The sequence below is a fragment of the Silanimonas algicola genome (assembly GCF_054777375.1).
In genome coordinates, this window is the sequence record NZ_BAAHAS010000002.1 from 94,772 (window position 1) to 116,923 (window position 22,152).

Sequence of the window (22,152 nt, forward strand, 5' to 3'; positions counted from 1 at the left end):
CTTCAGGATTTCTCTGGAGAGGCCACCACGGACGCCCACGCGTCCCGGCGTGCACGGAAGCCGCCGCCCAAGGTGCCATCGCCTGCTGGAGCAGGTGGTGGATTGAAGTTAGGAGGAGTGCAATGGCTCTCAATCTGTCCCAGAAGCATGAAGTCGTCGCGGAAGTCGCGGCGGTTGCTGCCACGGCCCACTCCCTGGTCGCTGCCGAGTACGCGGGCGTCACCGTCTCCCAGATGACGGCGATGCGCAAGAAGGCTCGCGAGACCGGTGTCTACCTGAAGGTCGTCAAGAACACGTTGGCTTCGCGCGCTGTCGCGGGCACCGAGTTCGAGTGCACCCAGGACCAGCTCACCGGCCCGCTGCTTTACGCGTTCTCGACCGAGGAGCCCGGCTCTGCCGGTCGCCTGATCAAGGAGTTCGCCAAGGGCAACGACAAGCTGAAGGCGAAGGTCGTTTCGATCGGTGGCAAGGCCTACCCGGCCGCCCACCTCGAAGTCCTCGCCTCGCTGCCGACCCGCGACCAGGCCCTGTCCATGTTCCTCAGCACGCTCGTCGAGCCGGCCACCCGCGTGGCCCGCGCGTTCAAGGCGATTGCCGAGAAGCAGGAAGCCACGGCCTGACCGTCCCGCGACCCCGACTGCATTAGCAACTTTCCAGAGGTAAACAACATGTCCCTGTCCAACGATCAGATCATCGAAGCGATCGCCACCAAGTCCCTGATGGAAATCATGGACCTCGTCAAGGCGATGGAAGAGAAGTTCGGCGTCTCCGCCGCCGCCCCGGTCATGATGGCTGCCGGCCCGGCCGCCGCCGCCGCTCCGGTGGAAGAGCAGACCGAGTTCACCGTCGTCCTGAAGGCCGCTGGCGATAAGAAGGTCGAAGTCATCAAGGCCGTCCGCGCCATCACCGGCCTGGGCCTGAAGGAAGCGAAGGACCTCGTCGAAGGCGCCCCGCAGAACGTCAAGGAAGGCGTGTCGAAGGACGACGCCGCGAAGTTCAAGAAGGACCTCGAGGCCGCCGGCGCCACCGTCGAGCTCAAGTAAGCGTCACTTGGGTCGCCGCGTCATCGCCGGCGACACCACCAAGGCTGGGGGCGAAAGCCCCCGGCCTTTGGCCGTTTCAGGGCGCCCATGCGCCTTGGCGGCCTGATCCGCCGCGACACCCGCTCCATGCACCGAGTGGACAGTGAGAAGCAGCAGCAGAAGGCGTGCTGGTGCCGGCAATACCAGCGGCTTCCCACTGGCCACTTGACCCCCACAGCTCACCGAGCCTGAAGGTCCCCATGACGTACTCGTTCACCGAAAAGAAGCGCATCCGCAAGGATTTCGGCAAGCGTCGCGCCGTCCTCGACGTGCCCTACCTGCTGGCCATCCAGATGGATTCCTACCGTGAGTTCCTGCAGGAGGGCGCCGCTGCCGGCAAGCGCGCCGAGCAGGGCCTGCACGCCGCCCTGAAGTCGGTCTTCCCGATCTCCAGCTACTCGGGCAACGCCGCCCTGGAGTACGTCAGCTACCGTCTCGGCGAGCCGCCGTTCGACGTCCGCGAGTGCCACAACCGTGGCCTCACCTACGGCGCGCCGCTGCGCGTGACCGTGCGCCTGGTCATCTACGACCGCGAGTCGTCGACCAAGGCCGTGAAGTACGTGAAGGAGCAGGAGGTCTACATGGGCGAGATGCCCCTGATGACCGAGAACGGCACCTTCATCGTCAACGGCACCGAGCGCGTCATCGTCTCGCAGCTGCACCGTTCGCCGGGCGTGTTCTTCGACCACGACCGTGGCAAGACGCACAGCTCGGGCAAGCTGCTCTACAGCGCCCGCATCATCCCCTATCGCGGTTCGTGGCTGGACTTCGAGTTCGACCCGAAGGACATGGTCTACGCCCGCATCGACCGCCGCCGCAAGCTGCCGGTGACGGTGCTCCTGCGCGCCCTCGGCTATTCGAACGAGGAGATGCTGCAGCAGTTCTTCGAGATCAACACCTTCACCCTGCTGCCGAAGGAAGGGGCCGAGCTGTCGCTGGTCGCCGAGCGCTTGAAGGGCGAGACGCTGAACTTCGACCTCGTCGCCAACGGCAACGTGCTCGTCGAGGCCGGCAAGCGCATCACCGCGCGCCATGTCCGCCAGCTCGAGCAGGCCAAGATCGGCACGCTGGAAGTGCCGGACGACTACCTCGTCGGCCGCATCCTCGCGCAGGACGTCGCCGACCCGAAGACCGGCGAGCTCCTGGCTGTCGCCAACGACGAGATCGATGACGCCCTGCTGGTCAAGTTCCGCAAGGCCGGCGTCGCGACGTTCGGCACCCTGTGGGTGAACGATCTCGACCGCGGCCCGTACATCTCGAACACGCTGCGCAGCGACAGCACGCGTACCCAGCTGGAAGCGCTGGTCGAGATCTACCGGATGATGCGTCCGGGCGAGCCGCCCACCAAGGACGCCGCGCAGAACCTGTTCCACAACCTGTTCTTCACCTTCGAGCGCTACGACCTCTCGGGCGTCGGCCGCATGAAGTTCAACCGCCGTGTCGGCCGCAAGGAAGTGACGGGCGAGTCGGTGCTGTTCGACAGCAAGTACTTCTCGCAGCAGAACGGCGAGGAGGCCAAGCGCCTGCTGGCCACCAACGGCCAGACCTCGGACATCCTCGACGTCATCCGTACGCTCTGCGAGATCCGCAATGGTCGCGGCATCGTCGACGACATCGACCACCTCGGCAACCGCCGCGTGCGCTCGGTCGGCGAAATGGCCGAGAACGTGTTCCGTGTCGGCCTGGTCCGCGTCGAACGCGCCGTCAAGGAGCGCCTGTCGCTGGCCGAGTCGGAAGGCCTGACCCCGCAGGAGCTGATCAACGCCAAGCCTGTGGCCGCAGCGATTAAGGAGTTCTTCGGCTCCTCGCAGCTCTCGCAGTTCATGGACCAGAACAACCCGCTTTCGGAAGTCACGCACAAGCGTCGCGTGTCGGCCCTCGGCCCCGGTGGCCTGACCCGCGAGCGCGCCGGCTTCGAAGTGCGCGACGTGCACCCGACCCACTACGGCCGCGTCTGCACCATCGAAACGCCGGAAGGCCCGAACATCGGCCTGATCAACTCGCTCGCCGTCTACGCCCGCACCAACCGCTACGGCTTCCTCGAGACGCCGTACCGCAAGGTCGTCAACGGCAAGGTGACCGACGAGGTCGAGTTCCTGTCGGCGATCGAAGAAAACGAGTACACCATCGCCCAGGCCAACGCGGCTTTGGACGACCAGGGCCGCTTCACCGCCGAGTTCGTGACCTGCCGCCAGCAGGGCGAAGCGCTGCTGAAGCCGCCGGCGGAAATCCACTACATGGACGTTTCGCCCATGCAGTCGGTGTCGGTCGCCGCCGCACTCGTGCCGTTCCTCGAGCACGACGACGCCAACCGCGCGCTGATGGGCGCGAACATGCAGCGCCAGGCCGTGCCGACGCTCCGTTCGCAGAAGCCGCTGGTCGGTACCGGCATTGAGCGCGCCGTGGCGCGCGACTCGGGTGTCACCGTGAACGCCCGCCGTGGTGGCGTCGTCGACCAGATCGACGCCGGTCGCATCGTCGTGCGCGCGAACGAAGACGAAGTCGGCGCCAACGACGCCGGCGTCGACATCTATACGCTGATCAAGTACCAGCGCTCCAACCAGAACACCTGCATCAACCAGCGCCCGCTGGTGAACGTGGGTGATCGCGTGGCGCGCGGCGACGTGCTGGCCGACGGTCCCTCGACCGACATCGGCGAGCTCGCGCTCGGCCAGAACATGCTGGTCGCGTTCATGCCGTGGAACGGCTACAACTTCGAAGACTCGATCCTCCTCTCGGAGCGCGTCGTCGAGCAGGACCGCTACACGACGATCCACATCGAAGAGCTGACCTGCGTCGCCCGTGACACCAAGCTGGGTCCGGAGGAAATCACCGCCGACATCCCGAACGTCTCCGAGCAGGCGCTGTCGCGCCTCGACGAGTCGGGCGTGGTGTACATCGGTGCCGAAGTGCGCGCCGGCGACATCATGGTCGGCAAGGTCACGCCGAAGGGCGAGAGCCAGCTGACGCCGGAAGAGAAGCTGCTCCGCGCGATCTTCGGCGAGAAGGCCTCGGACGTGAAGGACAGCTCGCTGCGCGTGCCCCCGGGCATGGACGGCACCGTCATCGACGTGCAGGTCTTCACCCGCGACGGCATCGAGAAGGACAAGCGCGCCAAGCAGATCGAGGATTCCGAGATCAAGCGCGTCAAGAAGGACTTCGACGACCAGTTCCGCATCCTCGAGAGCGCCATCTTCGCGCGCCTGCGTGGCCAGCTGATCGGCCGCACGGCCAACGGCGGCCCGAACGGCCTGAAGAAGGCCGACGTCACCGCCGAGTACCTGGACAGCCTGAAGAAGGACGACTGGTTCTCGCTGCGCATGAAGGATGACGACGCCGCCGAGGCGATCGAGAACGCGCAGAAGCAGATCGAAGCCCACAAGGCCGAGTTCGAGAAGCGCTTCCAGGACAAGCGCGGCAAGATCACGCAGGGCGACGACCTCGCCCCGGGCGTGCTCAAGATGGTCAAGGTCTACCTGGCCGTGAAGCGCCGCATCCAGCCGGGCGACAAGATGGCCGGCCGCCACGGAAACAAGGGCGTCGTGTCCACGATCGTGCCGGTCGAGGACATGCCGCACATGGCCGACGGCCGCACCGTCGACATCGTGCTGAATCCGCTGGGCGTGCCGAGCCGAATGAACATCGGCCAGATCCTCGAGACCCACCTTGGCTTCGCCGCCAAGGGCCTCGGCGAGCGCATCCAGAAGATGCTCGAGGCGCAGGCCAAGGTCGCCGAGCTGCGCGAGTTCCTCGACAAGATCTACAACCACGACAAGAAGATCTCGGGCAGCGCCCGCGTCGACCTGAAGCAGTTCAACGACTCGGAGCTCCTCAACCTCGCCAAGAACCTCACCGACGGCGTGCCGATGGCCACCCCGGTGTTCGATGGCGCGGCCGAGGCCGAGATCAAGCACATGCTGGAACTCGCCTACCCGAGCGAGGACCCGCACACCCAGCTGCTCAACATGAGCGACAGCAAGACCCAGGTCACGCTGTTCGACGGCCGCACCGGCGAGGCGTTCGACCGCCGCGTCACCGTGGGCTACATGCACATGCTGAAGCTGAACCACCTCGTCGACGACAAGATGCACGCGCGTTCGACCGGCCCGTACTCGCTCGTCACCCAGCAGCCGTTGGGCGGCAAGGCGCAGTTCGGTGGCCAGCGCTTCGGCGAGATGGAAGTGTGGGCGCTCGAAGCCTACGGCGCGGCGTACACGCTGCAGGAAATGCTGACCGTCAAGTCCGACGACGTGCAGGGCCGAAACCAGATGTACAAGAACGTCGTCGACGGCGACCACGAGATGGTCGCTGGCATGCCGGAGTCGTTCAACGTGCTGGTGAAGGAAATCCGTTCGCTCGGTATCAATATCGAGCTGGACGAGCAGTGATCGCGCGCGACTGACTGGAGAATCAAGCCATGAAAGATCTACTCAATCTGTTCAACCAGCAGCGCCCGGTCGCCGATTTTGATTCCATCAAGATCGGCCTGGCGTCCCCGGACCTGATCCGCTCGTGGTCCTACGGCGAAGTGAAGAAGCCGGAGACCATCAACTACCGTACGTTCAAGCCGGAGCGTGACGGCCTGTTCTGCGCCGCCATCTTCGGTCCGATCAAGGACTACGAGTGCCTGTGCGGCAAGTACAAGCGCATGAAGCACCGCGGCGTGGTCTGCGAGAAGTGCGGCACGGAAGTGACGCTGGCCAAGGTGCGCCGCGAGCGCATGGGCCACATCGAGCTCGCCTCGCCGGTCGCCCACATCTGGTTCCTGAAGTCGCTGCCCTCGCGCATCGGCCTCATGCTGGACATGACCCTGCGCGACATCGAGCGCATCCTGTATTTCGAAGCCTTCGTCGTGACCGAGCCGGGCCTGACCCCGCTCGAGCGCGGCTCGCTGATGAACGAAGAGCAGCTGATGCAGGCCCGCCAGGTGCATGGCGATGACTTCGAGGCCTACATGGGCGCCGAGGCCATCCATGAGCTGCTGCGCACCATCGACCTGCAGGCCGAGCTCCTCCGCCTGAAGGAAGAGATCGCCAGCACCAACTCGGAGACCAAGCTGAAGCGCCTCACCAAGCGCATCAAGCTCGTCGAGGCCTTCCTGGATTCGGGCAATCGCCCGGAGTGGATGGTCATGACCGTGCTGCCGGTGCTTCCGCCGGACCTGCGCCCGCTGGTCCCGCTGGACGGCGGCCGCTTCGCGACGTCGGACCTCAACGACCTCTACCGCCGCGTCATCAACCGCAACAACCGCCTCAAGCGCCTGCTCGAGCTCAACGCGCCCGACATCATCGTGCGCAACGAGAAGCGCATGCTGCAGGAGTCGGTCGATGCGCTGATGGACAACGGCCGCCGCGGCCGCGCCATCACCGGCACCAATAAGCGCCCGCTCAAGTCGCTCGCCGACATGATCAAGGGTAAGCAGGGCCGCTTCCGCCAGAACCTGCTCGGCAAGCGCGTCGACTACTCGGGCCGTTCGGTCATCGTGGTCGGCCCGACGCTGCGCCTGCACGAGTGCGGCCTGCCGAAGAAGATGGCGCTCGAGCTGTTCAAGCCCTTCATCTTCTCGAAGCTGCAGCGCCGTGGCCTGGCCACGACCATCAAGGCCGCCAAGAAGCTCGTCGAGCGCGAAGAGGCCGTGGTGTGGGACATCCTCGAGGAGGTCATCCGCGAGCACCCGGTCCTGCTGAACCGCGCCCCGACCCTGCACCGCCTCGGCATCCAGGCCTTCGAGCCGGTGCTGATCGAGGGCAAGGCGATCCAGCTGCATCCGCTCGTCTGTACGGCCTTCAACGCCGACTTCGACGGTGACCAGATGGCCGTCCACGTGCCGCTCTCGCTGGAAGCCCAGCTGGAAGCGCGCGCGCTGATGATGTCGACCAACAACATCCTGTCGCCGGCGAACGGCGAGCCGATCATCGTCCCGACGCAGGACGTCGTGCTCGGCCTGTACTACATGACCCGCGCCCTCGAGAACAAGAAGGGCGAGGGCATGGTGTTCGCCAACGTGGCGGAAGTCCGCCGCGCCTACGACAACCGCACCGTCGAGCTGCACGCCAAGGTCAAGGTGCGCGTCGCCGAGACGGTGAAGTCGGAATCGGGCGAGACCAGCCGCAAGTCGACCGTGTACGACACGACCGTCGGCCGCGCGCTGCTGGCCGAGATCCTGCCGGAAGGCCTGTCCTTCACGATGGTCAACACCGAGCTCAACAAGAAGGCCATTAGCCGCCTGATCAACGGCTGCTACCGCCAGCTCGGCCTGAAGCACACCGTCGTGTTCGCGGACAAGCTGATGTACACCGGCTTCTCGAACGCCACCCGCGCGGGCGTGTCGGTCGGCATCGACGACATGACCATCCCGAACGAGAAGAAGGACATCCTCGCCAAGGCCGAAGCCGAGGTGCTGGAGATCCAGAACCAGTACCAGTCGGGCCTGGTCACCTCGGGCGAGCGCTACAACAAGGTCGTGGACATCTGGTCGCGCACGAACGAACAGATCGCCAAGGCGATGATGGACACCATCGGCACCGATAAGGTGAAGAACGCCAAGGGCGAGATGGTCGACCAGAAGTCGATGAACTCGATCTACATCATGGCCGACTCGGGCGCGCGTGGTTCGCAGGCCCAGATCCGCCAGCTCGCGGGTATGCGCGGCCTGATGGCCAAGCCGGACGGCTCGATCATCGAAACGCCGATCACCGCGAACTTCCGCGAAGGCCTGAACGTCCTCCAGTACTTCATCTCGACCCACGGCGCCCGCAAGGGCCTCGCGGACACCGCGCTGAAGACGGCGAACTCCGGTTACCTGACCCGTCGCCTCGTCGACGTGGCGCAGGACGTGGTCGTCACCGAGGTCGACTGCGGCACGCTGAGCGGCCTCACGCTGACGCCGATCGTCGAAGGCAGCGAAGTCACCGAAGCCTTGCGCGACCGCGTGCTGGGACGCGTCGTCGCCGAGGACGTGTTCCTGCCGGGCAACGACGAGGAGCCGATCGTCACCCGCAACACCCTGCTCGATGAGAAGTGGGTCGACAAGCTCGACGCCGCCGGCGTGCAGAGCATCAAGGTGCGTTCCTCGATCAACTGCGAAGCCAGCTTCGGCATTTGCGCCATGTGCTACGGTCGTGACCTGGCCCGTGGCCACCTGGTCAACCAGGGCGAAGCGGTCGGCGTCATCGCCGCGCAGTCGATCGGTGAGCCGGGCACGCAGCTGACGATGCGTACCTTCCACATCGGTGGTGCCGCGTCGCGAGCCGCTGCCGTCGACAACATCACGGTCAAGACGACCGGTTCGATCAAGTTCACCCACCTCAAGACGGTCGCCCATTCGGCCGGCCACCTCGTGGCGGTGTCGCGTTCGGGTGAACTGTCCGTGCTCGACCCGATGGGCCGCGAGCGCGAGCGCCACAAGCTGCCCTACGGCGCGACCATCAATGGCAAGGATGGCGATGCCATCAAGGCCGGCCAGGTCGTGGCCACGTGGGATCCGCACAACCACCCGATCGTGTCGGAAGTGAAGGGTTTCGTGCGCTTCATCGACTTCGTTGAGGGCGTCACCGCCATCGAGAAGACGGATGATCTGACGGGCCTCACGGCGATCGAAATCACCGATCCGAAGCGCCGCGGCCAGGCCGGCAAGGACCTGCGCCCGATGGTTCGCATCGTCGACGCGAAGGGCAAGGACCTGCAGATCCCGGGCACCGATCTCCCGGCCCAGTACCTGCTGCCGCCGCGCGCCGTCGTCACGGTGCAGAACGGCGCCGAAGTGGGCGTGGGTGACGTCGTCGCCAAGATCCCGCAGGAAGCCTCGAAGACCCGCGATATCACCGGTGGTCTGCCGCGCGTCGCCGACCTGTTCGAAGCCCGCAAGCCGAAGGATCCGGCCGTCCTCGCGGAGCGCTCGGGCATCGTCAGCTTCGGAAAGGACACCAAGGGCAAGCAGCGCCTCATCATCAAGGATGCCGAGGGCAACGAGCACGAAGAGCTCATCCCGAAGTACCGCCAGATCGTCGTGTTCGAAGGCGAGCACGTCGAGAAGGGTGAAGAGGTCGTTGCCGGCGAGCCGAACCCGCAGGACATCCTGCGCCTGAAGGGCGTCGAGGAGCTGGCCGCTTACCTGGTCAAGGAAATCCAGGACGTCTATCGCCTGCAGGGCGTCAAGATCAACGACAAGCACATCGAGACGATCCTTCGCCAGATGCTGCGCAAGGTCGAGATCACCGACGCTGGCGGCACGCGCTTCATGGCCGGCGAGCAGGTCGATCGCTTCCGCGTCGCCGACGAGAACGCCCGCGTCTCTGCGCGCAACGAGCTGCCGGCCCGCGTCGAGCCGGTGCTGCTGGGCATCACGAAGGCCTCGCTGGCCACCGAGAGCTTCATCTCGGCGGCGTCGTTCCAGGAGACCACCCGCGTCCTCACCGAGGCGGCGGTCCGTGGTACTCGCGACACCCTGCGCGGCCTGAAGGAAAACGTCATCGTCGGCCGCCTGATCCCGGCGGGCACGGGTTTGGCGTATCACGCCCGTCGTCGCAGCGCCGCCACGGAGCTGACCGATGCCGACCTCGAGGCGCTTCGCGCGTTCTCGCCGGTCGCCGAGGTCAGCGCGGACGGCAGTTCGGACGAGTGACGAGAAGCCCCGGTGTCGCTTGGGCGGCATCGGGGTCTGCTCCGGCCTGAACGGCGGAGCGGGGCAGGGCGGCACCGCCGCCCTTGTCTTGGCAAACCGCCGTCCGCTCCTGTATAGTCGGCGGCTCATTGGCGGATTCATTCGCCCAGATCACGAAATGAGGTCGCAGGATGCGCCTCGTGTTCGGCCCAGGATGGGCAGGAAAGTCCGCTGGACGCGCCTCCGGGCGCCCATCGGGACCGTATCGGCTTCACGAGGCCGTCGCGGGCAAAGATTGCGTGTCGGCAGATCGGAGATCCCGGTCTGCCGGTGTTTTTTTTCGTCGTCGGCCAAGGGCCGGCCGACCCGGATCCAACCCTAAGCAGCGACCCTACTGATGGCAACGATCAACCAGCTGGTCCGCAAGCCGCGCCAGCCCAATACGTACAAGAGCGCCTCGCCGGCCCTCGCCAACTGCCCGCAGCGTCGTGGCGTGTGCACCCGCGTGTACACCACCACGCCGAAGAAGCCGAACTCCGCGCTCCGCAAGGTCGCGAAGGTCCGCCTCACCAACGGCTTCGAGGTCATCTCGTACATCGGTGGCGAAGGCCACAACCTGCAGGAGCACTCGGTGGTGCTGATCCGCGGCGGTCGCGTCAAGGACCTGCCGGGCGTGCGCTACCACACCGTGCGCGGCTCGCTCGACGCCTCGGGCGTCGCCAAGCGCCGCCAGAGCCGTTCGAAGTACGGCGCCAAGCGCCCGAAGAAGTAACGCGCTCTCCACATTTCAAGGTAGGCAAGCCTCATGTCCCGTAAAGGTCAGACCCCCGTCCGCGAAATCATCGCGGACCCCAAGCACGGCAGCGAACTCGTCGCCCGCTTCATCAACATGGTGATGAAGAGCGGCAAGAAGTCGATCGCCGAGCAGATCGTCTATGGCGCGATGGACGTCATCGGCCAGAAGAACGCCGAGCCGCTGCAGCTGGTCGAGAAGGCCCTCAGCAACGTCGCGCCGATGGTCGAAGTGAAGTCCCGTCGCGTCGGCGGCGCCACGTACCAGGTGCCGGTCGAAGTCCGTTCGACCCGTCGCATGGCGCTGGCAATGCGCTGGGTGATCGAGTCGTCGCGCAAGCGCGGCGAGAACTCGATGCCGCGCAAGCTCGCTGCCGAGCTGCTCGATGCTTCGGAAAACCGCGGTGGCGCTGTCAAGAAGCGCGAGGAAACGCACCGCATGGCGGAGGCCAACAAGGCCTTCTCGCATTATCGCTGGTAAGGGAAGAGGGTTACTGACGTGGCACGTACCACACCGATCGACCGTTACCGCAACTTCGGCATCATGGCCCACATCGATGCCGGCAAGACGACGACCACCGAGCGCATCCTGTTCTACACCGGTGTCAACCACAAGATCGGCGAAGTGCACGATGGTGCTGCGACGATGGACTGGATGGAGCAGGAGCAGGAACGCGGCATCACCATCACGTCCGCGGCCACGACCTGCTTCTGGTCGGGCATGGACAAGTCGTTCCAGCAGCACCGCTTCAACATCATCGACACCCCCGGCCACGTCGACTTCACCATCGAGGTTGAGCGCTCGCTGCGCGTGCTCGATGGGGCGGTGTTCGTGCTGTGCGCCGTGGGTGGCGTCCAGCCGCAGTCCGAGACGGTTTGGCGCCAGGCCAACAAGTACAACGTGCCGCGCCTCGCGTTCGTCAACAAGATGGACCGCACCGGCGCGAACTTCAACAAGGTCGTCGACCAGCTGAAGACGCGCCTTGGCGCCTACCCGGTGCCGATGCAGGTTGCGATCGGCGCCGAGGAGAACTTCGAGGGCGTCGTCGACCTGTTGAAGATGAAGGCCATCGTGTGGGACATGGCCACGAACGGCAACACCTTCAGCTACGCCGACATCCCGGCGCATCTTGCTGATGATTGCGCCGCTGCCCGCGCATTCATGGTCGAAGCCGCCGCCGAAGCGTCGGAAGACCTGATGAACAAGTACCTCGAGGAAGGCGAGCTCTCGGAGGAGGAGATCATCTCCGGCATCCGCGAGCGCACCATCCGCTGCGAGGTGATCCCGGCGTTCTGCGGCACGGCCTTCAAGAACAAGGGCGTGCAGGCGATGCTGGATGCGGTCATCCGCTACCTGCCGTCGCCGTCGGATCGTCCGCCGGTTAAGGGCGTGGACGAGAACGAGCAGGAAGCCACGCGCAACGCCGGCGACGCCGAGCCGTTCTCGGCCCTCGCGTTCAAGATCATGACCGACCCGTTCGTTGGCGCGTTGACGTTCTTCCGTGTCTATTCGGGCACGCTGAACAGCGGCGACCAGGTGTACAACCCGGTCAAGTCGAAGAAGGAGCGCATTGGTCGCATCCTGCAGATGCACGCCAACCAGCGCGAAGAGATCAAGGAAGTGCTCGCGGGCGACATCGCTGCGGCCGTCGGCCTGAAGGACGTCACCACGGGTGACACCCTCTGCTCGATGGACAACGTGATCACGCTCGAGCGCATGGTCTTCCCGGAGCCCGTCATCTCGATGGCGGTGGAGCCGAAGACCAAGTCCGACCAGGAAAAGATGGGTATCGCCCTCGGCCGTCTGGCCCAGGAAGACCCCTCGTTCCGCGTCCGCACGGACGAGGAGTCGGGCCAGACGATCATCTCGGGCATGGGCGAGCTGCACCTCGAGATCCTCGTCGACCGCATGAAGCGCGAGTTCAACGTCGAGGCGAACGTCGGCAAACCGCAGGTGGCCTACCGTGAGGCGATCCGCAAGGCCGTCAAGCAGGAAGGCAAGTTCGTGCGCCAGTCGGGCGGTCGCGGCCAGTACGGCCACATCGTCATCGAGATGGAGCCGCAGGAGCGCGGCGCCGGCTTCGTGTTCGAGAACGCGATCGTCGGCGGCGTGGTGCCGAAGGAATACGTCACCGCCGCCGGTAAGGGCATCGAAGAGGCCATGAAGAACGGCGTCCTCGCCGGCTTCCCGGTCGTCGACGTCAAGGTCAAGGCCGTCGATGGTTCGTTCCACGACGTCGACTCGAACGAAATGGCGTTCAAGGTCGCCGGTTCGATGGCCTTCAAGGAAGGCTTCAGCAAGGCCAACCCGGCCCTGCTCGAGCCGGTCATGAAGGTCGAGATCGTCACGCCGGAGGATTACCTCGGTGACGTGATGGGCGACGTGAGCCGTCGTCGCGGCATCCTGCAGGGCAGCGACGATTCGCCGGCCGGCAAGGTCATCAACGCGATGGTCCCGCTGGGCGAGATGTTCGGTTACGCGACCACCCTGCGCTCCATGTCGCAGGGCCGCGCGACCTACACGATGGAGTTCGACCACTACGCCGAAGCTCCGAACAACATCGCCGAAGCGGTCATCAAGAAGGCCTGATCCAGGCCTTCCGACACCCGAATCCAACAGAATCAAACTCAGAGGTAAGCAGTCATGGCAAAGGGCAAGTTCGAGCGCACCAAGCCTCACGTGAACGTGGGCACGATCGGTCACGTTGACCACGGCAAGACGACGCTGACGGCGGCGCTGACGAAGATCGGTGCCGAGCGTTTCGGTGGTGAGTTCAAGGCTTACGACCAGATCGACGCGGCGCCGGAAGAGAAGGCTCGCGGCATCACGATTTCGACCGCGCACGTGGAATACGAGTCGCCGACGCGCCACTACGCGCACGTCGACTGCCCGGGCCACGCGGACTACGTGAAGAACATGATCACGGGTGCGGCGCAGATGGACGGCGCGATTCTGGTGTGCTCGGCCGCTGACGGCCCGATGCCGCAGACGCGCGAGCACATCCTGCTGTCGCGCCAGGTGGGCGTGCCGTACATCGTGGTCTTCCTGAACAAGGCGGACATGGTGGACGACGCCGAGCTTCTCGACCTGGTCGAGATGGAAGTCCGCGAGCTGCTGTCGAAGTACGACTTCCCGGGCGACGACACGCCGATCATCAAGGGCTCGGCCCGTCTGGCGCTGGAAGGCGACCAGTCGGAGATCGGCGTCCCGGCGATCCTGAAGCTGGTCGAGGCGCTGGACACGTTCATCCCGGAGCCGCAGCGCGACGTCGACCGTCCGTTCCTGATGCCGGTCGAAGACGTGTTCTCGATCTCGGGTCGCGGCACGGTGGTGACGGGCCGCATCGAGCGCGGCGTGATCAAGGTCGGCGAGGAAATCGAGATCGTCGGCATCCGCGACACGCAGAAGACGACGGTGACGGGCATCGAGATGTTCCGCAAGCTGCTGGACCAGGGCCAGGCGGGCGACAACGCGGGCCTGCTGCTGCGCGGCACGAAGCGTGACGACGTGGAGCGCGGTCAGGTCCTGGCGAAGCCGGGCTCGATCAAGCCGCACACGACGTTCGAGTCGGAGGTGTACGTTCTGTCGAAGGAAGAGGGCGGCCGCCACACGCCGTTCTTCAAGGGCTACCGCCCGCAGTTCTACTTCCGCACGACGGACGTGACGGGTTCCATCGAGCTGCCGGAAGGCGTCGAGATGGTGATGCCGGGCGACAACATCAAGATGGTCGTCACCCTGATCGCCCCGGTCGCGATGGACGAGGGCCTGCGCTTCGCGATCCGCGAAGGCGGCCGCACCGTCGGTGCCGGCGTCGTGGCCAAGATCATCAAGTAACACCTGGTGGCATCTCCCCGCCTGGCCGAGGCCGGGCGGGGCACCAAGCGAAAAGAGGTCCAAGGATGGGCTTCGTCTTCGCCGGACAGGGAAGCGTGGATCGTTAAGCCTCCGTTGTTGACGGGGGCTAGCCATCCCCTCTATACTCTCCCGTCTCGGCAGAAGCCCTGTGGTTTCTGTCGATGTTTTTTTGGGGTTCGCGCCAGACGCGTGCGGCCCGTCGCTCTTTAACTCAGGAAACCGGCCATGGCGGACCAGAAAATCCGTATTCGCTTGAAGGCGTTCGATCACCGACTGATCGACCGTTCCGCGAGCGAGATCGTCGAAACGGCCAAGCGGACCGGCGCGCAAGTGCGCGGCCCGATCCCGCTGCCGACGAAGATCGAACGCTACACCGTCCTCGTTTCTCCGCACGTCGACAAGGACGCGCGTGACCAGTACGAGACCCGCACCCACAAGCGCGTCCTGGACATCGTTGATCCCAACGACAAGACCGTCGACGCCCTGATGAAGCTCGAACTCGCCGCTGGCGTGGACGTGCAGATCAAGCTGGCCTGAGGTACACGATCATGAAGCACAGCATCGGTATCGTTGGGCGTAAGGCAGGCATGAGCCGGGTTTTCACCGCGGATGGCGCGTCCATTCCGGTCACCCTGATCGAAGCCACCCCCAACCGCGTCACCCAGATCAAGACCGTCGAGACCGACGGCTACACCGCCGTGCAGGTCACCGCGGGCGACAAGCGCGCCTCGCTGGTGAACAAGCCGGAAGGTGGCCACTTCGCCAAGGCGAAGGTCGCCCCGGGTCGTGGCCTGTGGGAATTCCGCGTCGAAGCCAAGGACCTGGGGGCCTATGAAGTGGGCGCCGAGATCAAGGCGGACGTCTTCGCTGTCGGCCAGATGGTCGACGTGCAGGGCGTGACGAAGGGCAAGGGCTTCCAGGGCACCATCAAGCGCTGGAACTTCACCATGGGTGACGCCACCCACGGTAACTCGCTCTCGCACCGCTCGCCGGGCTCGATCGGCCAGCGCCAGACGCCGGGTCGCGTGTTCCCGGGCAAGAAGATGTCGGGCCACATGGGCGCCGAGGTCCTCAGCGTCCAGAACCTCGAAGTCGTCAAGGTCGACGTCGAGCGCGGCCTCATCGCGATCCGTGGCGCCGTTCCCGGTGCGCCGGGTGGCGACGTGGTCGTCCGTCCGGCCAGCAAGGGTTAAGGAGTAGACGATGGAACTTTCCGTCATCAACGGCAAGGCGCTGTCGGTCAACGACGCCGTCTTCGGCCGTGAATTCAACCAGGACCTCGTGCACCAGGTCGTCGTTGCCTACCGCAACGCCGGTCGCGCGGGCACCAAGGCGCAGCTGACGCGTTCGGAAGTCCGCGGCACGACCAAGAAGTTCAAGAAGCAGAAGGGCGGCGGCGCTCGTCACGGCGACTACCGCGCTCCGATCTTCGTGGGCGGCGGCGTGACCTTCGCGGCCAAGCCGCGCAGCTTCGCGCAGAAGGTCAACAAGAAGATGTACCGCGGCGCCATGGCCGTGATCCTGTCCGAGCTCGCTCGCCAGGGTCGCCTGATGGTCGTCGAGGGCTTCGACGTCGACGCGCCGAAGACCAAGGGCCTCGTTGCCAAGCTGGCCGACATGAAGGTCGGTACCCGCACGCTGATCGTGTCGGAGCAGGCGAGCGAGAACCTGTACCTCGCCGCGCGCAACATCCCGTACGTGGAAGTGCGCGACGTGCAGGGCCTGGACCCGGTGTCGCTGGTCGGTGCCGATTCGGTCGTCATCACCGCCGAGGCCGTCAAGCTGATCGAGGAGTGGCTGGCATGATCAACGAGAGCCTGTTTTCGGTCCTCCGCGCCCCGAAGGTGTCGGAAAAGACCGCCCGTCTCGCCGAGAGCAACCAGTACGTCTTCGAAGTCGCCAAGACGGCGACCAAGGCTGACGTCAAGGCGGCCATCGAGCACCTGTTCAACGTCAAGGTGCTCGCGGTGAACGTCGCGAACATCAAGGGCAAGTCGAAGGCGTTCCGCCAGCGTGCTGGCCGTCGCTCCGACAAGCGCAAGGCGTATGTCCGTTTGGCCGAAGGCCAGACGCTCGACGTCACCGCCAAGGCCTGAGGATAAAGACCCATGGCAGTCATGACTTTCAAGCCGACCTCGCCTGGCCGCCGCGCCATGGTCAAGGTCGTCAACCCGGACCTCCACAAGGGCGCCCCGTTCGCGGCCCTCGTCGAGAAGAAGGGCAAGACCGGTGGCCGTAACAACCACGGCCGCATCACCACCCGCCACATCGGCGGTGGCCACAAGCAGCATTACCGCATCATCGACTTCAAGCGCGACAAGGAAGGCATCGCCTCCCGCGTCGAGCGCCTCGAGTACGATCCGAACCGTACCGCGCACATCGCGCTGCTGTGCTACGCGGATGGCGAGCGTCGCTACATCATCGCGCCGAAGGGCCTGCAGGTCGGCGACCAGCTGATCTCCGGCAAGGATGCGCCGATCAAGGTCGGCAACACCTTGCCGCTGCTCAACATGCCGATCGGTGCCACCGTGCACTGCGTCGAGATGAAGCCGGGCAAGGGCGCCCAGCTGGCCCGCGCCGCTGGCGCTGGCGTCCAGCTGATCGGCCGCGAGCATGGCTACGCCACCCTGCGCCTCCGCTCCGGCGAGATGCGCAAGGTGCCGGTTGACTGCCGCGCCACCATCGGCGAAGTGGGCAACACCGAGCACAACCTCGAGAAGCTGGGCAAGGCCGGTGCCTCCCGCTGGCGCGGCATCAAGCCGACCGTCCGCGGCGCCGCCATGAACCCGGTCGACCACCCGCACGGTGGTGGTGAGGGCCGTTCGGGCCAGGGCAACCCGCACCCGGTCAGCCCGTGGGGCCAGCCGTCGAAGGGTTACAAGACGCGTAAGAACAAGCGCACCGACAAGTTCATCGTGCGCGATCGTAGGGGTTAATCGGCCATGCCACGTTCACTCAAGAAGGGCCCGTTCGTCGACCACCACCTCGCCAAGAAGGTGGAGGTCGCTGCAGCGGCCAACAGCAAGAAGCCGATCAAGACCTGGTCGCGTCGTTCGATGATCCTGCCGGAAATGATCGGTCTGACCATCGCCGTGCACAACGGCAAGGCGCACATCCCGGTGCTCGTCAACGAGAACATGATCGGCCACAAGCTCGGCGAATTCGCGCTCACCCGGACCTTCAAGGGTCATGGCGGCGACAAGAAGTCGGGCAAGTAAGGAGATGACCATGGAAGCGAAAGCCATCCTGCGCTCGACGCGCATCTCCCCGCAGAAGGCCCGCCTGGTCGCCGACCAGGTGCGTGGCCTCCCCGTGGCCCGTGCCCTCGACCTGCTGAAGTTCAGCGACAAGAAGGCCGCCGGCATCATCCGCAAGGTCGTTTATTCGGCGGCTTCGAACGCCGAGAACAACCTGGGTGCGGACGTCGACGAGCTGAAAGTCGCCACGATCATGATCGACGAGGGCCCGGTGCTGAAGCGCTTTGGCGCCCGCGCCAAGGGCCGTGGTACCCGCATCCTCAAGCGCACCAGCCACATCACTGTGGTCGTGGGCTCCGGCAAGAAGGCGTAAGGACGAGACTATGGGTCACAAAGTTCATCCGACCGGTATCCGTCTTGGCATCGCCAAGGACTGGAACTCCAAGTGGTACGCGAACAAGAAGGAATTCGCGGGCTACCTCGCCGCCGACCTGAAGGTTCGCCAGATGCTTCGCGAGAAGCTGGCCCAGGCCGGCATCTCCAAGATCCTGATCGAGCGTCCGAGCAAGTCGGCGCGCGTGACGATCCACACCGCCCGTCCGGGCGTGGTGATCGGCAAGCGCGGCGAGGACATCGAGAAGCTGCGCAAGCAGGTTTCGGACATCATGGGCGTCCCGGCGCACATCAATGTTTCCGAAGTCCGCAAGCCGGAACTCGACGCCCAGCTCGTCGCCGAATCGATCGCCCAGCAGTTGGAGCGCCGCATCATGTTCCGTCGCGCCATGAAGCGCGCCGTAAGCAATGCGATGCGCCTCGGCGCGCTCGGCATCAAGGTCAACGTCGCCGGCCGCCTGAATGGTGCCGAGATCGCGCGTTCGGAGTGGTATCGCGAAGGTCGCGTGCCGCTGCATACGCTGCGTGCCGACGTCGACTACGGCTTCGCCGAAGCCCGCACCACGTTTGGCGTCATCGGCGTCAAGACGTGGGTCTACAAGGGCGAAATCTTCGACTTCTCGCAAGTCGGCCAGGAAAAGACCGATGAGCGCGCGGAACGTCCGTCGCGTGGTCAGGCCAAGTGAGGTAACGAGCCATGTTGCAACCCAAGCGAACTAAATATCGCAAGCAGTTCAAGGGCCGTAACGAGGGTCTGAGCTGGTCGGCGAACGCCGTCAGCTTCGGCGAGTACGGTCTGAAGGCTACCGAGCACGGCCGCCTCACCGCCCGCCAGATCGAATCGGCCCGCCGTACGATCAGCCGCTACGTGAAGCGCGGTGGCAAGCTCTGGATCCGCGTGTTCCCGGACAAGCCGATCACGCAGAAGCCGATCGAAGTCCGAATGGGCGCCGGTAAGGGTAACGTCGAGTACTGGGTCGCCCAGATCCAGCCCGGCCGGATGCTCTACGAGATGGAAGGCATCCCGGAGGACCAGGCCCGCGAAGCGATGCGCCTCGCCGCCGCCAAGCTCTCCGTCAAGACCACTTTCGTGACCCGGACGGTGCGCTAATGGAACTCCAGGAACTGCGTCAGAAGTCGGCCGAAGAGCTGAAGGCCCACCTGCTGGAGCTCCGCAAGGAGCAGTTCTCTCTGCGCATGCAGAAGACGACGAACCAGCTGGCGAAGACCCACGAGATCAGCCGTGTCCGCCGCGAGATCGCGCGCGTCAACACGCTGCTGACCCAGAAGAACTAAGGGACAGGCCATGAGCGATAACGCCACCCCGCTGCGCACGGTCGAAGGCCGCGTCGTCAGCAACAAGATGAACAAGACGGTGACGATCCTGGTCGAGCGCCAGGTCAAGCACCCGCTGTACGGCAAGTACATCCGCCGTTCGACCAAGCTGCACGCCCACGACGAAGCCAATGCCTGCAACGAAGGCGACGTCGTCCGCGTGACCGAGTGCGCCCCGATGTCGAAGACCAAGAACTGGCGCGTCGTCGAGATCGTCTCGAAGTCGGCCGAGTAAGAGGAGCCTGAGCCATGATCCAGACGCAGAGCTACCTCGAAGTCGCCGACAACTCCGGTGCCAAGGAACTGATGTGCATCAAGGTGCTTGGTGGTTCCAAGCGCCGCTATGCCCACATCGGCGACATCATCAAGGTCACCGTGAAGGACGCGATCCCGCGCGGCAAGGTCAAGAAGGGCGAGGTCTACAACGCCGTCGTCGTGCGCACCCGCAAGGGCGTGCGCCGCGCCGATGGTTCGCTGATCCGCTTCGACGCGAACGCCGCCGTGCTGCTGAACAACAAAGAAGAGCCGATCGGCACCCGCATCTTCGGACCCGTGACCCGTGAACTCCGCAACGAGAAGTTCATGAAGATCGTGTCCCTGGCGCCTGAAGTGCTGTAAGCCGGAGACGAAACCATGAACCGTATCCGCAAGGGCGACCAGATCGTCGTCATCACCGGCAAGGACAAGGGCAAGAAGGGCGAGATCACCCGCGTTGCCGGTGATCGCGTCGTCGTCGCCAACATCAACGTGGTGAAGCGCCATACCAAGGCGAACCCGCAGGCCGGTCAGGCCGGCGGCATCGTCGAGCGCGAAGCCCCGATCCATATCTCCAACGTGATGCTGTTCAACCCGGCGACGGGCAAGGGCGACCGCGTTGGCTTCAAGGTGCTCGAGGATGGACGCAAAGTGCGTGTGTTCCGCTCGAGCGGTGAGGCGATCGACGCCTGAGGAATGCCCCGATGACCACCCGGCTTGAAAAGATTTACAAGGACACCGTGGTGCCGAAGTTGATGAAAGACTTCGGCTACACGAATCCGATGCAGGTGCCGAAGATCACCAAGATCACGCTTAACATGGGCGTGGGCGAGGCGGTCGGCAACAAGAAGATCCTCGAGAACGCCGTCGCCGACCTGGCCACGATCACCGGCCAGAAGCCGGTCACGACCAAGGCCCGCGTCTCGGTTGCCAGCTTCAAGATCCGCGAAGGCTGGCCGATCGGCACCAAGGTGACCCTGCGCCGTGCCAAGATGTACGAGTTCCTCGACCGCCTGATCAGCGTCGCCCTGCCGCGCGTCCGCGACTTCCGCGGCGTGTCGGGTCGCGCGTTCGACGGCCGCGGCAACTACAACATGGGCCTGAAGGAGCAGATCATCTTCCCGGAGATCAACTTCGACCAGGTTGACGCCCTGCGCGGCATGGACATCGCGATCACCACGACCGCGAAGACCGACGCCGAGGCCAAGGCCCTGCTCGCTGCCTTCAACTTCCCGTTCCGCAACTGACCTTCAGGACCTAATCATGGCCAAGACCAGCATGGTGAACCGCGAGGTCAAGCGCGAGAAGCTTGCCAAGCGTTATGCCGCCAAGCGTGCCGAGCTCAAGAAGCTGATCGCCAACCCGGCGACCGGTTACGAAGAGAAGATCGATGCCGTCAACAAGCTCGCGAAGCTGCCGCGCGACTCCTCGGAGTGCCGCCAGCGCAACCGCTGCGCCCTGTCGGGCCGTTCGCGTGGCGTGTATCGCAAGTTCGGCCTCGGCCGCAACAAGCTCCGCGAAGCCACCATGCGTGGCGACGTCCCCGGTCTCCGCAAGGCGAGCTGGTAAGACAAAAAGCTGCTATCCTAAGCGGCTTGCTGAACCCACCCGGCCGGAGACGGCCGGGTTTTTCCACTGAACCTGTTCGCGAAAGCGGATATCGGTGCTACTCATAAGGAACTCTCCATGAGCATGACTGATCCCATCGCCGACATGCTGGTGCGCATCAAGAACGCGCTGGCTGTCCGCAAGACCACGGTGAAGATGCCGTCGTCCAAGATCAAGCTGTCCCTCGCCAACGTCCTGAAGGCCGAAGGCTACATCCTCGACGTGCGCCTGGTCGGCGACGCCAAGAAGCCGGAACTCGAAATCGTTCTGAAGTACTTCGAAGGCAAGCCGGTCATCGAGCGCCTCGAGCGCTTCTCGCGTTCGGGCCTCCGCCAGTACCGCGGCAAGGACGCGCTCCCGAAGGTCCTTGGCGGCCTCGGCGTGTCGATCATCTCGACGTCCAAGGGCATCATGACCGACCGCGATGCACGCCAGCAGGGCGTGGGCGGCGAAGTCCTGTGCCTCGTGGCTTGATGCAGGAGAACTGACCATGTCCCGCGTCGCCAAGAAGCCGATCGCTCTCCCGAAGGGCGTTGAAATCACCTCCACCGCCGCGCAGTTCAGCGTCAAGGGCCCGAAGGGCACCCTGACCCTGGCCAAGCCGCAGGGCGTGGACCTCAAGAACGAGAATGGTGTCGTCACGATGGTTGCTGCCAATGCGGCGGCCATCGCCATGGCAGGCACCGCTCGCGCCATCCTCTCCAACATGGTGAAGGGCGTTTCCGAAGGCTTCCAGCGCAAGCTGGAGCTCGTCGGCGTCGGTTACCGTGCCGCGATGCAGGGCAAGGACCTGAGCCTGTCGCTCGGATTCTCTCACCCGGTCGTGTTCAATACGCCGGAAGGCATCACCATCACCACGCCGACGCAGACGGAGATCCTGATCGCCGGCGCCGATGCGCAGATGGTGGGCCAGGTCGCGGCCAAGATCCGTGCGTTCCGTTCGCCGGAACCGTACAAGGGCAAGGGCGTCCGTTACTCGGGCGAGAACGTCATCATCAAGGAAGCCAAGAAGGCCTAAGGGTCTTCAGCTTC

25 protein-coding genes are annotated in these 22,152 nt (G+C 64.8%); all 25 read left to right on the forward strand.

From position 1 onward, the window contains the following. Window positions 1-122: 122 nt before the first annotated feature. Entirely contained in the window at window positions 123-620 is a 498-nt protein-coding gene (gene rplJ, locus ACYVAK_RS05615) for a 50S ribosomal protein L10 (RefSeq protein ID WP_297867604.1), read from the forward strand. 48 nt (window positions 621-668) lie between these two features. Then, window positions 669-1,043 (forward strand): 50S ribosomal protein L7/L12, encoded by a 375-nt coding sequence (rplL, locus tag ACYVAK_RS05620; protein ID WP_461058849.1) that lies wholly within the window; start codon window positions 669-671, stop codon window positions 1,041-1,043. Between the two features lie 239 nt (window positions 1,044-1,282). After that, complete coding sequence (rpoB, locus tag ACYVAK_RS05625) at window positions 1,283-5,470, forward strand: DNA-directed RNA polymerase subunit beta (RefSeq protein WP_461058851.1); 4,188 nt, start codon at window positions 1,283-1,285, stop codon at window positions 5,468-5,470. 29 nt (window positions 5,471-5,499) lie between these two features. Further along, complete coding sequence (gene rpoC / locus ACYVAK_RS05630; RefSeq protein WP_461058853.1) at window positions 5,500-9,705, forward strand: DNA-directed RNA polymerase subunit beta'; 4,206 nt, start codon at window positions 5,500-5,502, stop codon at window positions 9,703-9,705. A gap of 376 nt (window positions 9,706-10,081) precedes the next feature. Beyond that, a complete protein-coding gene (rpsL, locus tag ACYVAK_RS05635; RefSeq protein ID WP_294064272.1) occupies window positions 10,082-10,456 on the forward strand; it encodes a 30S ribosomal protein S12 in 375 nt (124 codons plus the stop codon). Between the two features lie 33 nt (window positions 10,457-10,489). Further along, the gene (rpsG, locus tag ACYVAK_RS05640; RefSeq protein ID WP_297867608.1) at window positions 10,490-10,957 is read left to right on the forward strand and encodes a 30S ribosomal protein S7; all 468 of its coding nucleotides are present in this window, start codon (window positions 10,490-10,492) and stop codon (window positions 10,955-10,957) included. A gap of 18 nt (window positions 10,958-10,975) precedes the next feature. Next, on the forward strand, window positions 10,976-13,066 hold the full coding sequence (gene fusA, locus ACYVAK_RS05645; protein WP_461058855.1) for an elongation factor G: 2,091 nt from the start codon (window positions 10,976-10,978) through the stop codon (window positions 13,064-13,066). Window positions 13,067-13,120: 54 nt separating this feature from the next. Further along, complete coding sequence (tuf, locus tag ACYVAK_RS05650; RefSeq protein WP_461058840.1) at window positions 13,121-14,311, forward strand: elongation factor Tu; 1,191 nt, start codon at window positions 13,121-13,123, stop codon at window positions 14,309-14,311. 246 nt (window positions 14,312-14,557) lie between these two features. Next, window positions 14,558-14,869, forward strand: coding sequence for a 30S ribosomal protein S10 (rpsJ, locus tag ACYVAK_RS05655; protein WP_028771346.1), 312 nt, complete (start codon window positions 14,558-14,560; stop codon window positions 14,867-14,869). A gap of 11 nt (window positions 14,870-14,880) precedes the next feature. Beyond that, window positions 14,881-15,525 carry a 50S ribosomal protein L3 gene (rplC, locus tag ACYVAK_RS05660; protein WP_297867658.1) on the forward strand — a complete coding sequence of 215 codons (645 nt, stop codon included), beginning with the start codon at window positions 14,881-14,883 and terminating at the stop codon, window positions 15,523-15,525. A gap of 10 nt (window positions 15,526-15,535) precedes the next feature. After that, window positions 15,536-16,138 carry a 50S ribosomal protein L4 gene (rplD, locus tag ACYVAK_RS05665; protein WP_461058859.1) on the forward strand — a complete coding sequence of 201 codons (603 nt, stop codon included), beginning with the start codon at window positions 15,536-15,538 and terminating at the stop codon, window positions 16,136-16,138. Further along, a complete protein-coding gene (gene rplW / locus ACYVAK_RS05670; protein ID WP_297867660.1) occupies window positions 16,135-16,428 on the forward strand; it encodes a 50S ribosomal protein L23 in 294 nt (97 codons plus the stop codon). The genes rplD and rplW overlap by 4 nt, the downstream gene beginning before the upstream one ends. Window positions 16,429-16,440: 12 nt before the next feature. Then, window positions 16,441-17,268, forward strand: coding sequence for a 50S ribosomal protein L2 (gene rplB, locus ACYVAK_RS05675; RefSeq protein ID WP_461058862.1), 828 nt, complete (start codon window positions 16,441-16,443; stop codon window positions 17,266-17,268). 6 nt (window positions 17,269-17,274) lie between these two features. Further along, entirely contained in the window at window positions 17,275-17,550 is a 276-nt protein-coding gene (rpsS, locus tag ACYVAK_RS05680) for a 30S ribosomal protein S19 (protein WP_461058864.1), read from the forward strand. A 10-nt stretch (window positions 17,551-17,560) separates the two neighbouring features. Further along, window positions 17,561-17,902 carry a 50S ribosomal protein L22 gene (gene rplV / locus ACYVAK_RS05685; protein ID WP_297867663.1) on the forward strand — a complete coding sequence of 114 codons (342 nt, stop codon included), beginning with the start codon at window positions 17,561-17,563 and terminating at the stop codon, window positions 17,900-17,902. A 10-nt stretch (window positions 17,903-17,912) separates the two neighbouring features. Beyond that, window positions 17,913-18,608 carry a 30S ribosomal protein S3 gene (gene rpsC / locus ACYVAK_RS05690; protein ID WP_461058866.1) on the forward strand — a complete coding sequence of 232 codons (696 nt, stop codon included), beginning with the start codon at window positions 17,913-17,915 and terminating at the stop codon, window positions 18,606-18,608. 11 nt (window positions 18,609-18,619) lie between these two features. Next, window positions 18,620-19,033, forward strand: a complete 414-nt coding sequence (gene rplP, locus ACYVAK_RS05695) for a 50S ribosomal protein L16 (RefSeq protein ID WP_297867665.1) — start codon at window positions 18,620-18,622, stop codon at window positions 19,031-19,033. Next, window positions 19,033-19,218, forward strand: a complete 186-nt coding sequence (rpmC, locus tag ACYVAK_RS05700; protein WP_297867666.1) for a 50S ribosomal protein L29 — start codon at window positions 19,033-19,035, stop codon at window positions 19,216-19,218. Before rplP ends, rpmC begins: the two co-directional genes overlap by 1 nt. Before the next feature lie 10 nt (window positions 19,219-19,228). After that, complete coding sequence (rpsQ, locus tag ACYVAK_RS05705; RefSeq protein ID WP_297867667.1) at window positions 19,229-19,492, forward strand: 30S ribosomal protein S17; 264 nt, start codon at window positions 19,229-19,231, stop codon at window positions 19,490-19,492. A 14-nt stretch (window positions 19,493-19,506) separates the two neighbouring features. Then, entirely contained in the window at window positions 19,507-19,875 is a 369-nt protein-coding gene (gene rplN / locus ACYVAK_RS05710) for a 50S ribosomal protein L14 (protein WP_294064773.1), read from the forward strand. A 15-nt stretch (window positions 19,876-19,890) separates the two neighbouring features. Next, a complete protein-coding gene (gene rplX / locus ACYVAK_RS05715; RefSeq protein ID WP_297876022.1) occupies window positions 19,891-20,205 on the forward strand; it encodes a 50S ribosomal protein L24 in 315 nt (104 codons plus the stop codon). Window positions 20,206-20,216: 11 nt separating this feature from the next. After that, window positions 20,217-20,759, forward strand: coding sequence for a 50S ribosomal protein L5 (gene rplE, locus ACYVAK_RS05720; protein ID WP_297876023.1), 543 nt, complete (start codon window positions 20,217-20,219; stop codon window positions 20,757-20,759). Window positions 20,760-20,775: 16 nt separating this feature from the next. Beyond that, window positions 20,776-21,081 (forward strand): 30S ribosomal protein S14, encoded by a 306-nt coding sequence (gene rpsN, locus ACYVAK_RS05725; protein WP_297867670.1) that lies wholly within the window; start codon window positions 20,776-20,778, stop codon window positions 21,079-21,081. 117 nt (window positions 21,082-21,198) lie between these two features. After that, the gene (gene rpsH / locus ACYVAK_RS05730) at window positions 21,199-21,594 is read left to right on the forward strand and encodes a 30S ribosomal protein S8 (protein WP_461058870.1); all 396 of its coding nucleotides are present in this window, start codon (window positions 21,199-21,201) and stop codon (window positions 21,592-21,594) included. A 16-nt stretch (window positions 21,595-21,610) separates the two neighbouring features. Further along, entirely contained in the window at window positions 21,611-22,138 is a 528-nt protein-coding gene (gene rplF, locus ACYVAK_RS05735; RefSeq protein WP_461058872.1) for a 50S ribosomal protein L6, read from the forward strand. Window positions 22,139-22,152 lie beyond the last annotated feature (14 nt).

What these genes read in the sequence shown, in the direction of transcription:
- rplJ (WP_297867604.1), top strand. Translation starts at nt 123, where the DNA reads ATGGCTCTCAATCTGTCCCAGAAGCATGAAGTCGTCGCGGAAGTCGCG.
- rplL (WP_461058849.1), top strand. Translation starts at nt 669, where the DNA reads ATGTCCCTGTCCAACGATCAGATCATCGAAGCGATCGCCACCAAGTCC.
- rpoB (WP_461058851.1), top strand. Translation starts at nt 1,283, where the DNA reads ATGACGTACTCGTTCACCGAAAAGAAGCGCATCCGCAAGGATTTCGGC.
- rpoC (WP_461058853.1), top strand. Translation starts at nt 5,500, where the DNA reads ATGAAAGATCTACTCAATCTGTTCAACCAGCAGCGCCCGGTCGCCGAT.
- rpsL (WP_294064272.1), top strand. Translation starts at nt 10,082, where the DNA reads ATGGCAACGATCAACCAGCTGGTCCGCAAGCCGCGCCAGCCCAATACG.
- rpsG (WP_297867608.1), top strand. Translation starts at nt 10,490, where the DNA reads ATGTCCCGTAAAGGTCAGACCCCCGTCCGCGAAATCATCGCGGACCCC.
- tuf (WP_461058840.1), top strand. Translation starts at nt 13,121, where the DNA reads ATGGCAAAGGGCAAGTTCGAGCGCACCAAGCCTCACGTGAACGTGGGC.
- rpsJ (WP_028771346.1), top strand. Translation starts at nt 14,558, where the DNA reads ATGGCGGACCAGAAAATCCGTATTCGCTTGAAGGCGTTCGATCACCGA.
- rplC (WP_297867658.1), top strand. Translation starts at nt 14,881, where the DNA reads ATGAAGCACAGCATCGGTATCGTTGGGCGTAAGGCAGGCATGAGCCGG.
- rplD (WP_461058859.1), top strand. Translation starts at nt 15,536, where the DNA reads ATGGAACTTTCCGTCATCAACGGCAAGGCGCTGTCGGTCAACGACGCC.
- rplW (WP_297867660.1), top strand. Translation starts at nt 16,135, where the DNA reads ATGATCAACGAGAGCCTGTTTTCGGTCCTCCGCGCCCCGAAGGTGTCG.
- rplB (WP_461058862.1), top strand. Translation starts at nt 16,441, where the DNA reads ATGGCAGTCATGACTTTCAAGCCGACCTCGCCTGGCCGCCGCGCCATG.
- rpsS (WP_461058864.1), top strand. Translation starts at nt 17,275, where the DNA reads ATGCCACGTTCACTCAAGAAGGGCCCGTTCGTCGACCACCACCTCGCC.
- rplV (WP_297867663.1), top strand. Translation starts at nt 17,561, where the DNA reads ATGGAAGCGAAAGCCATCCTGCGCTCGACGCGCATCTCCCCGCAGAAG.
- rpsC (WP_461058866.1), top strand. Translation starts at nt 17,913, where the DNA reads ATGGGTCACAAAGTTCATCCGACCGGTATCCGTCTTGGCATCGCCAAG.
- rplP (WP_297867665.1), top strand. Translation starts at nt 18,620, where the DNA reads ATGTTGCAACCCAAGCGAACTAAATATCGCAAGCAGTTCAAGGGCCGT.
- rpmC (WP_297867666.1), top strand. Translation starts at nt 19,033, where the DNA reads ATGGAACTCCAGGAACTGCGTCAGAAGTCGGCCGAAGAGCTGAAGGCC.
- rpsQ (WP_297867667.1), top strand. Translation starts at nt 19,229, where the DNA reads ATGAGCGATAACGCCACCCCGCTGCGCACGGTCGAAGGCCGCGTCGTC.
- rplN (WP_294064773.1), top strand. Translation starts at nt 19,507, where the DNA reads ATGATCCAGACGCAGAGCTACCTCGAAGTCGCCGACAACTCCGGTGCC.
- rplX (WP_297876022.1), top strand. Translation starts at nt 19,891, where the DNA reads ATGAACCGTATCCGCAAGGGCGACCAGATCGTCGTCATCACCGGCAAG.
- rplE (WP_297876023.1), top strand. Translation starts at nt 20,217, where the DNA reads ATGACCACCCGGCTTGAAAAGATTTACAAGGACACCGTGGTGCCGAAG.
- rpsN (WP_297867670.1), top strand. Translation starts at nt 20,776, where the DNA reads ATGGCCAAGACCAGCATGGTGAACCGCGAGGTCAAGCGCGAGAAGCTT.
- rpsH (WP_461058870.1), top strand. Translation starts at nt 21,199, where the DNA reads ATGAGCATGACTGATCCCATCGCCGACATGCTGGTGCGCATCAAGAAC.
- rplF (WP_461058872.1), top strand. Translation starts at nt 21,611, where the DNA reads ATGTCCCGCGTCGCCAAGAAGCCGATCGCTCTCCCGAAGGGCGTTGAA.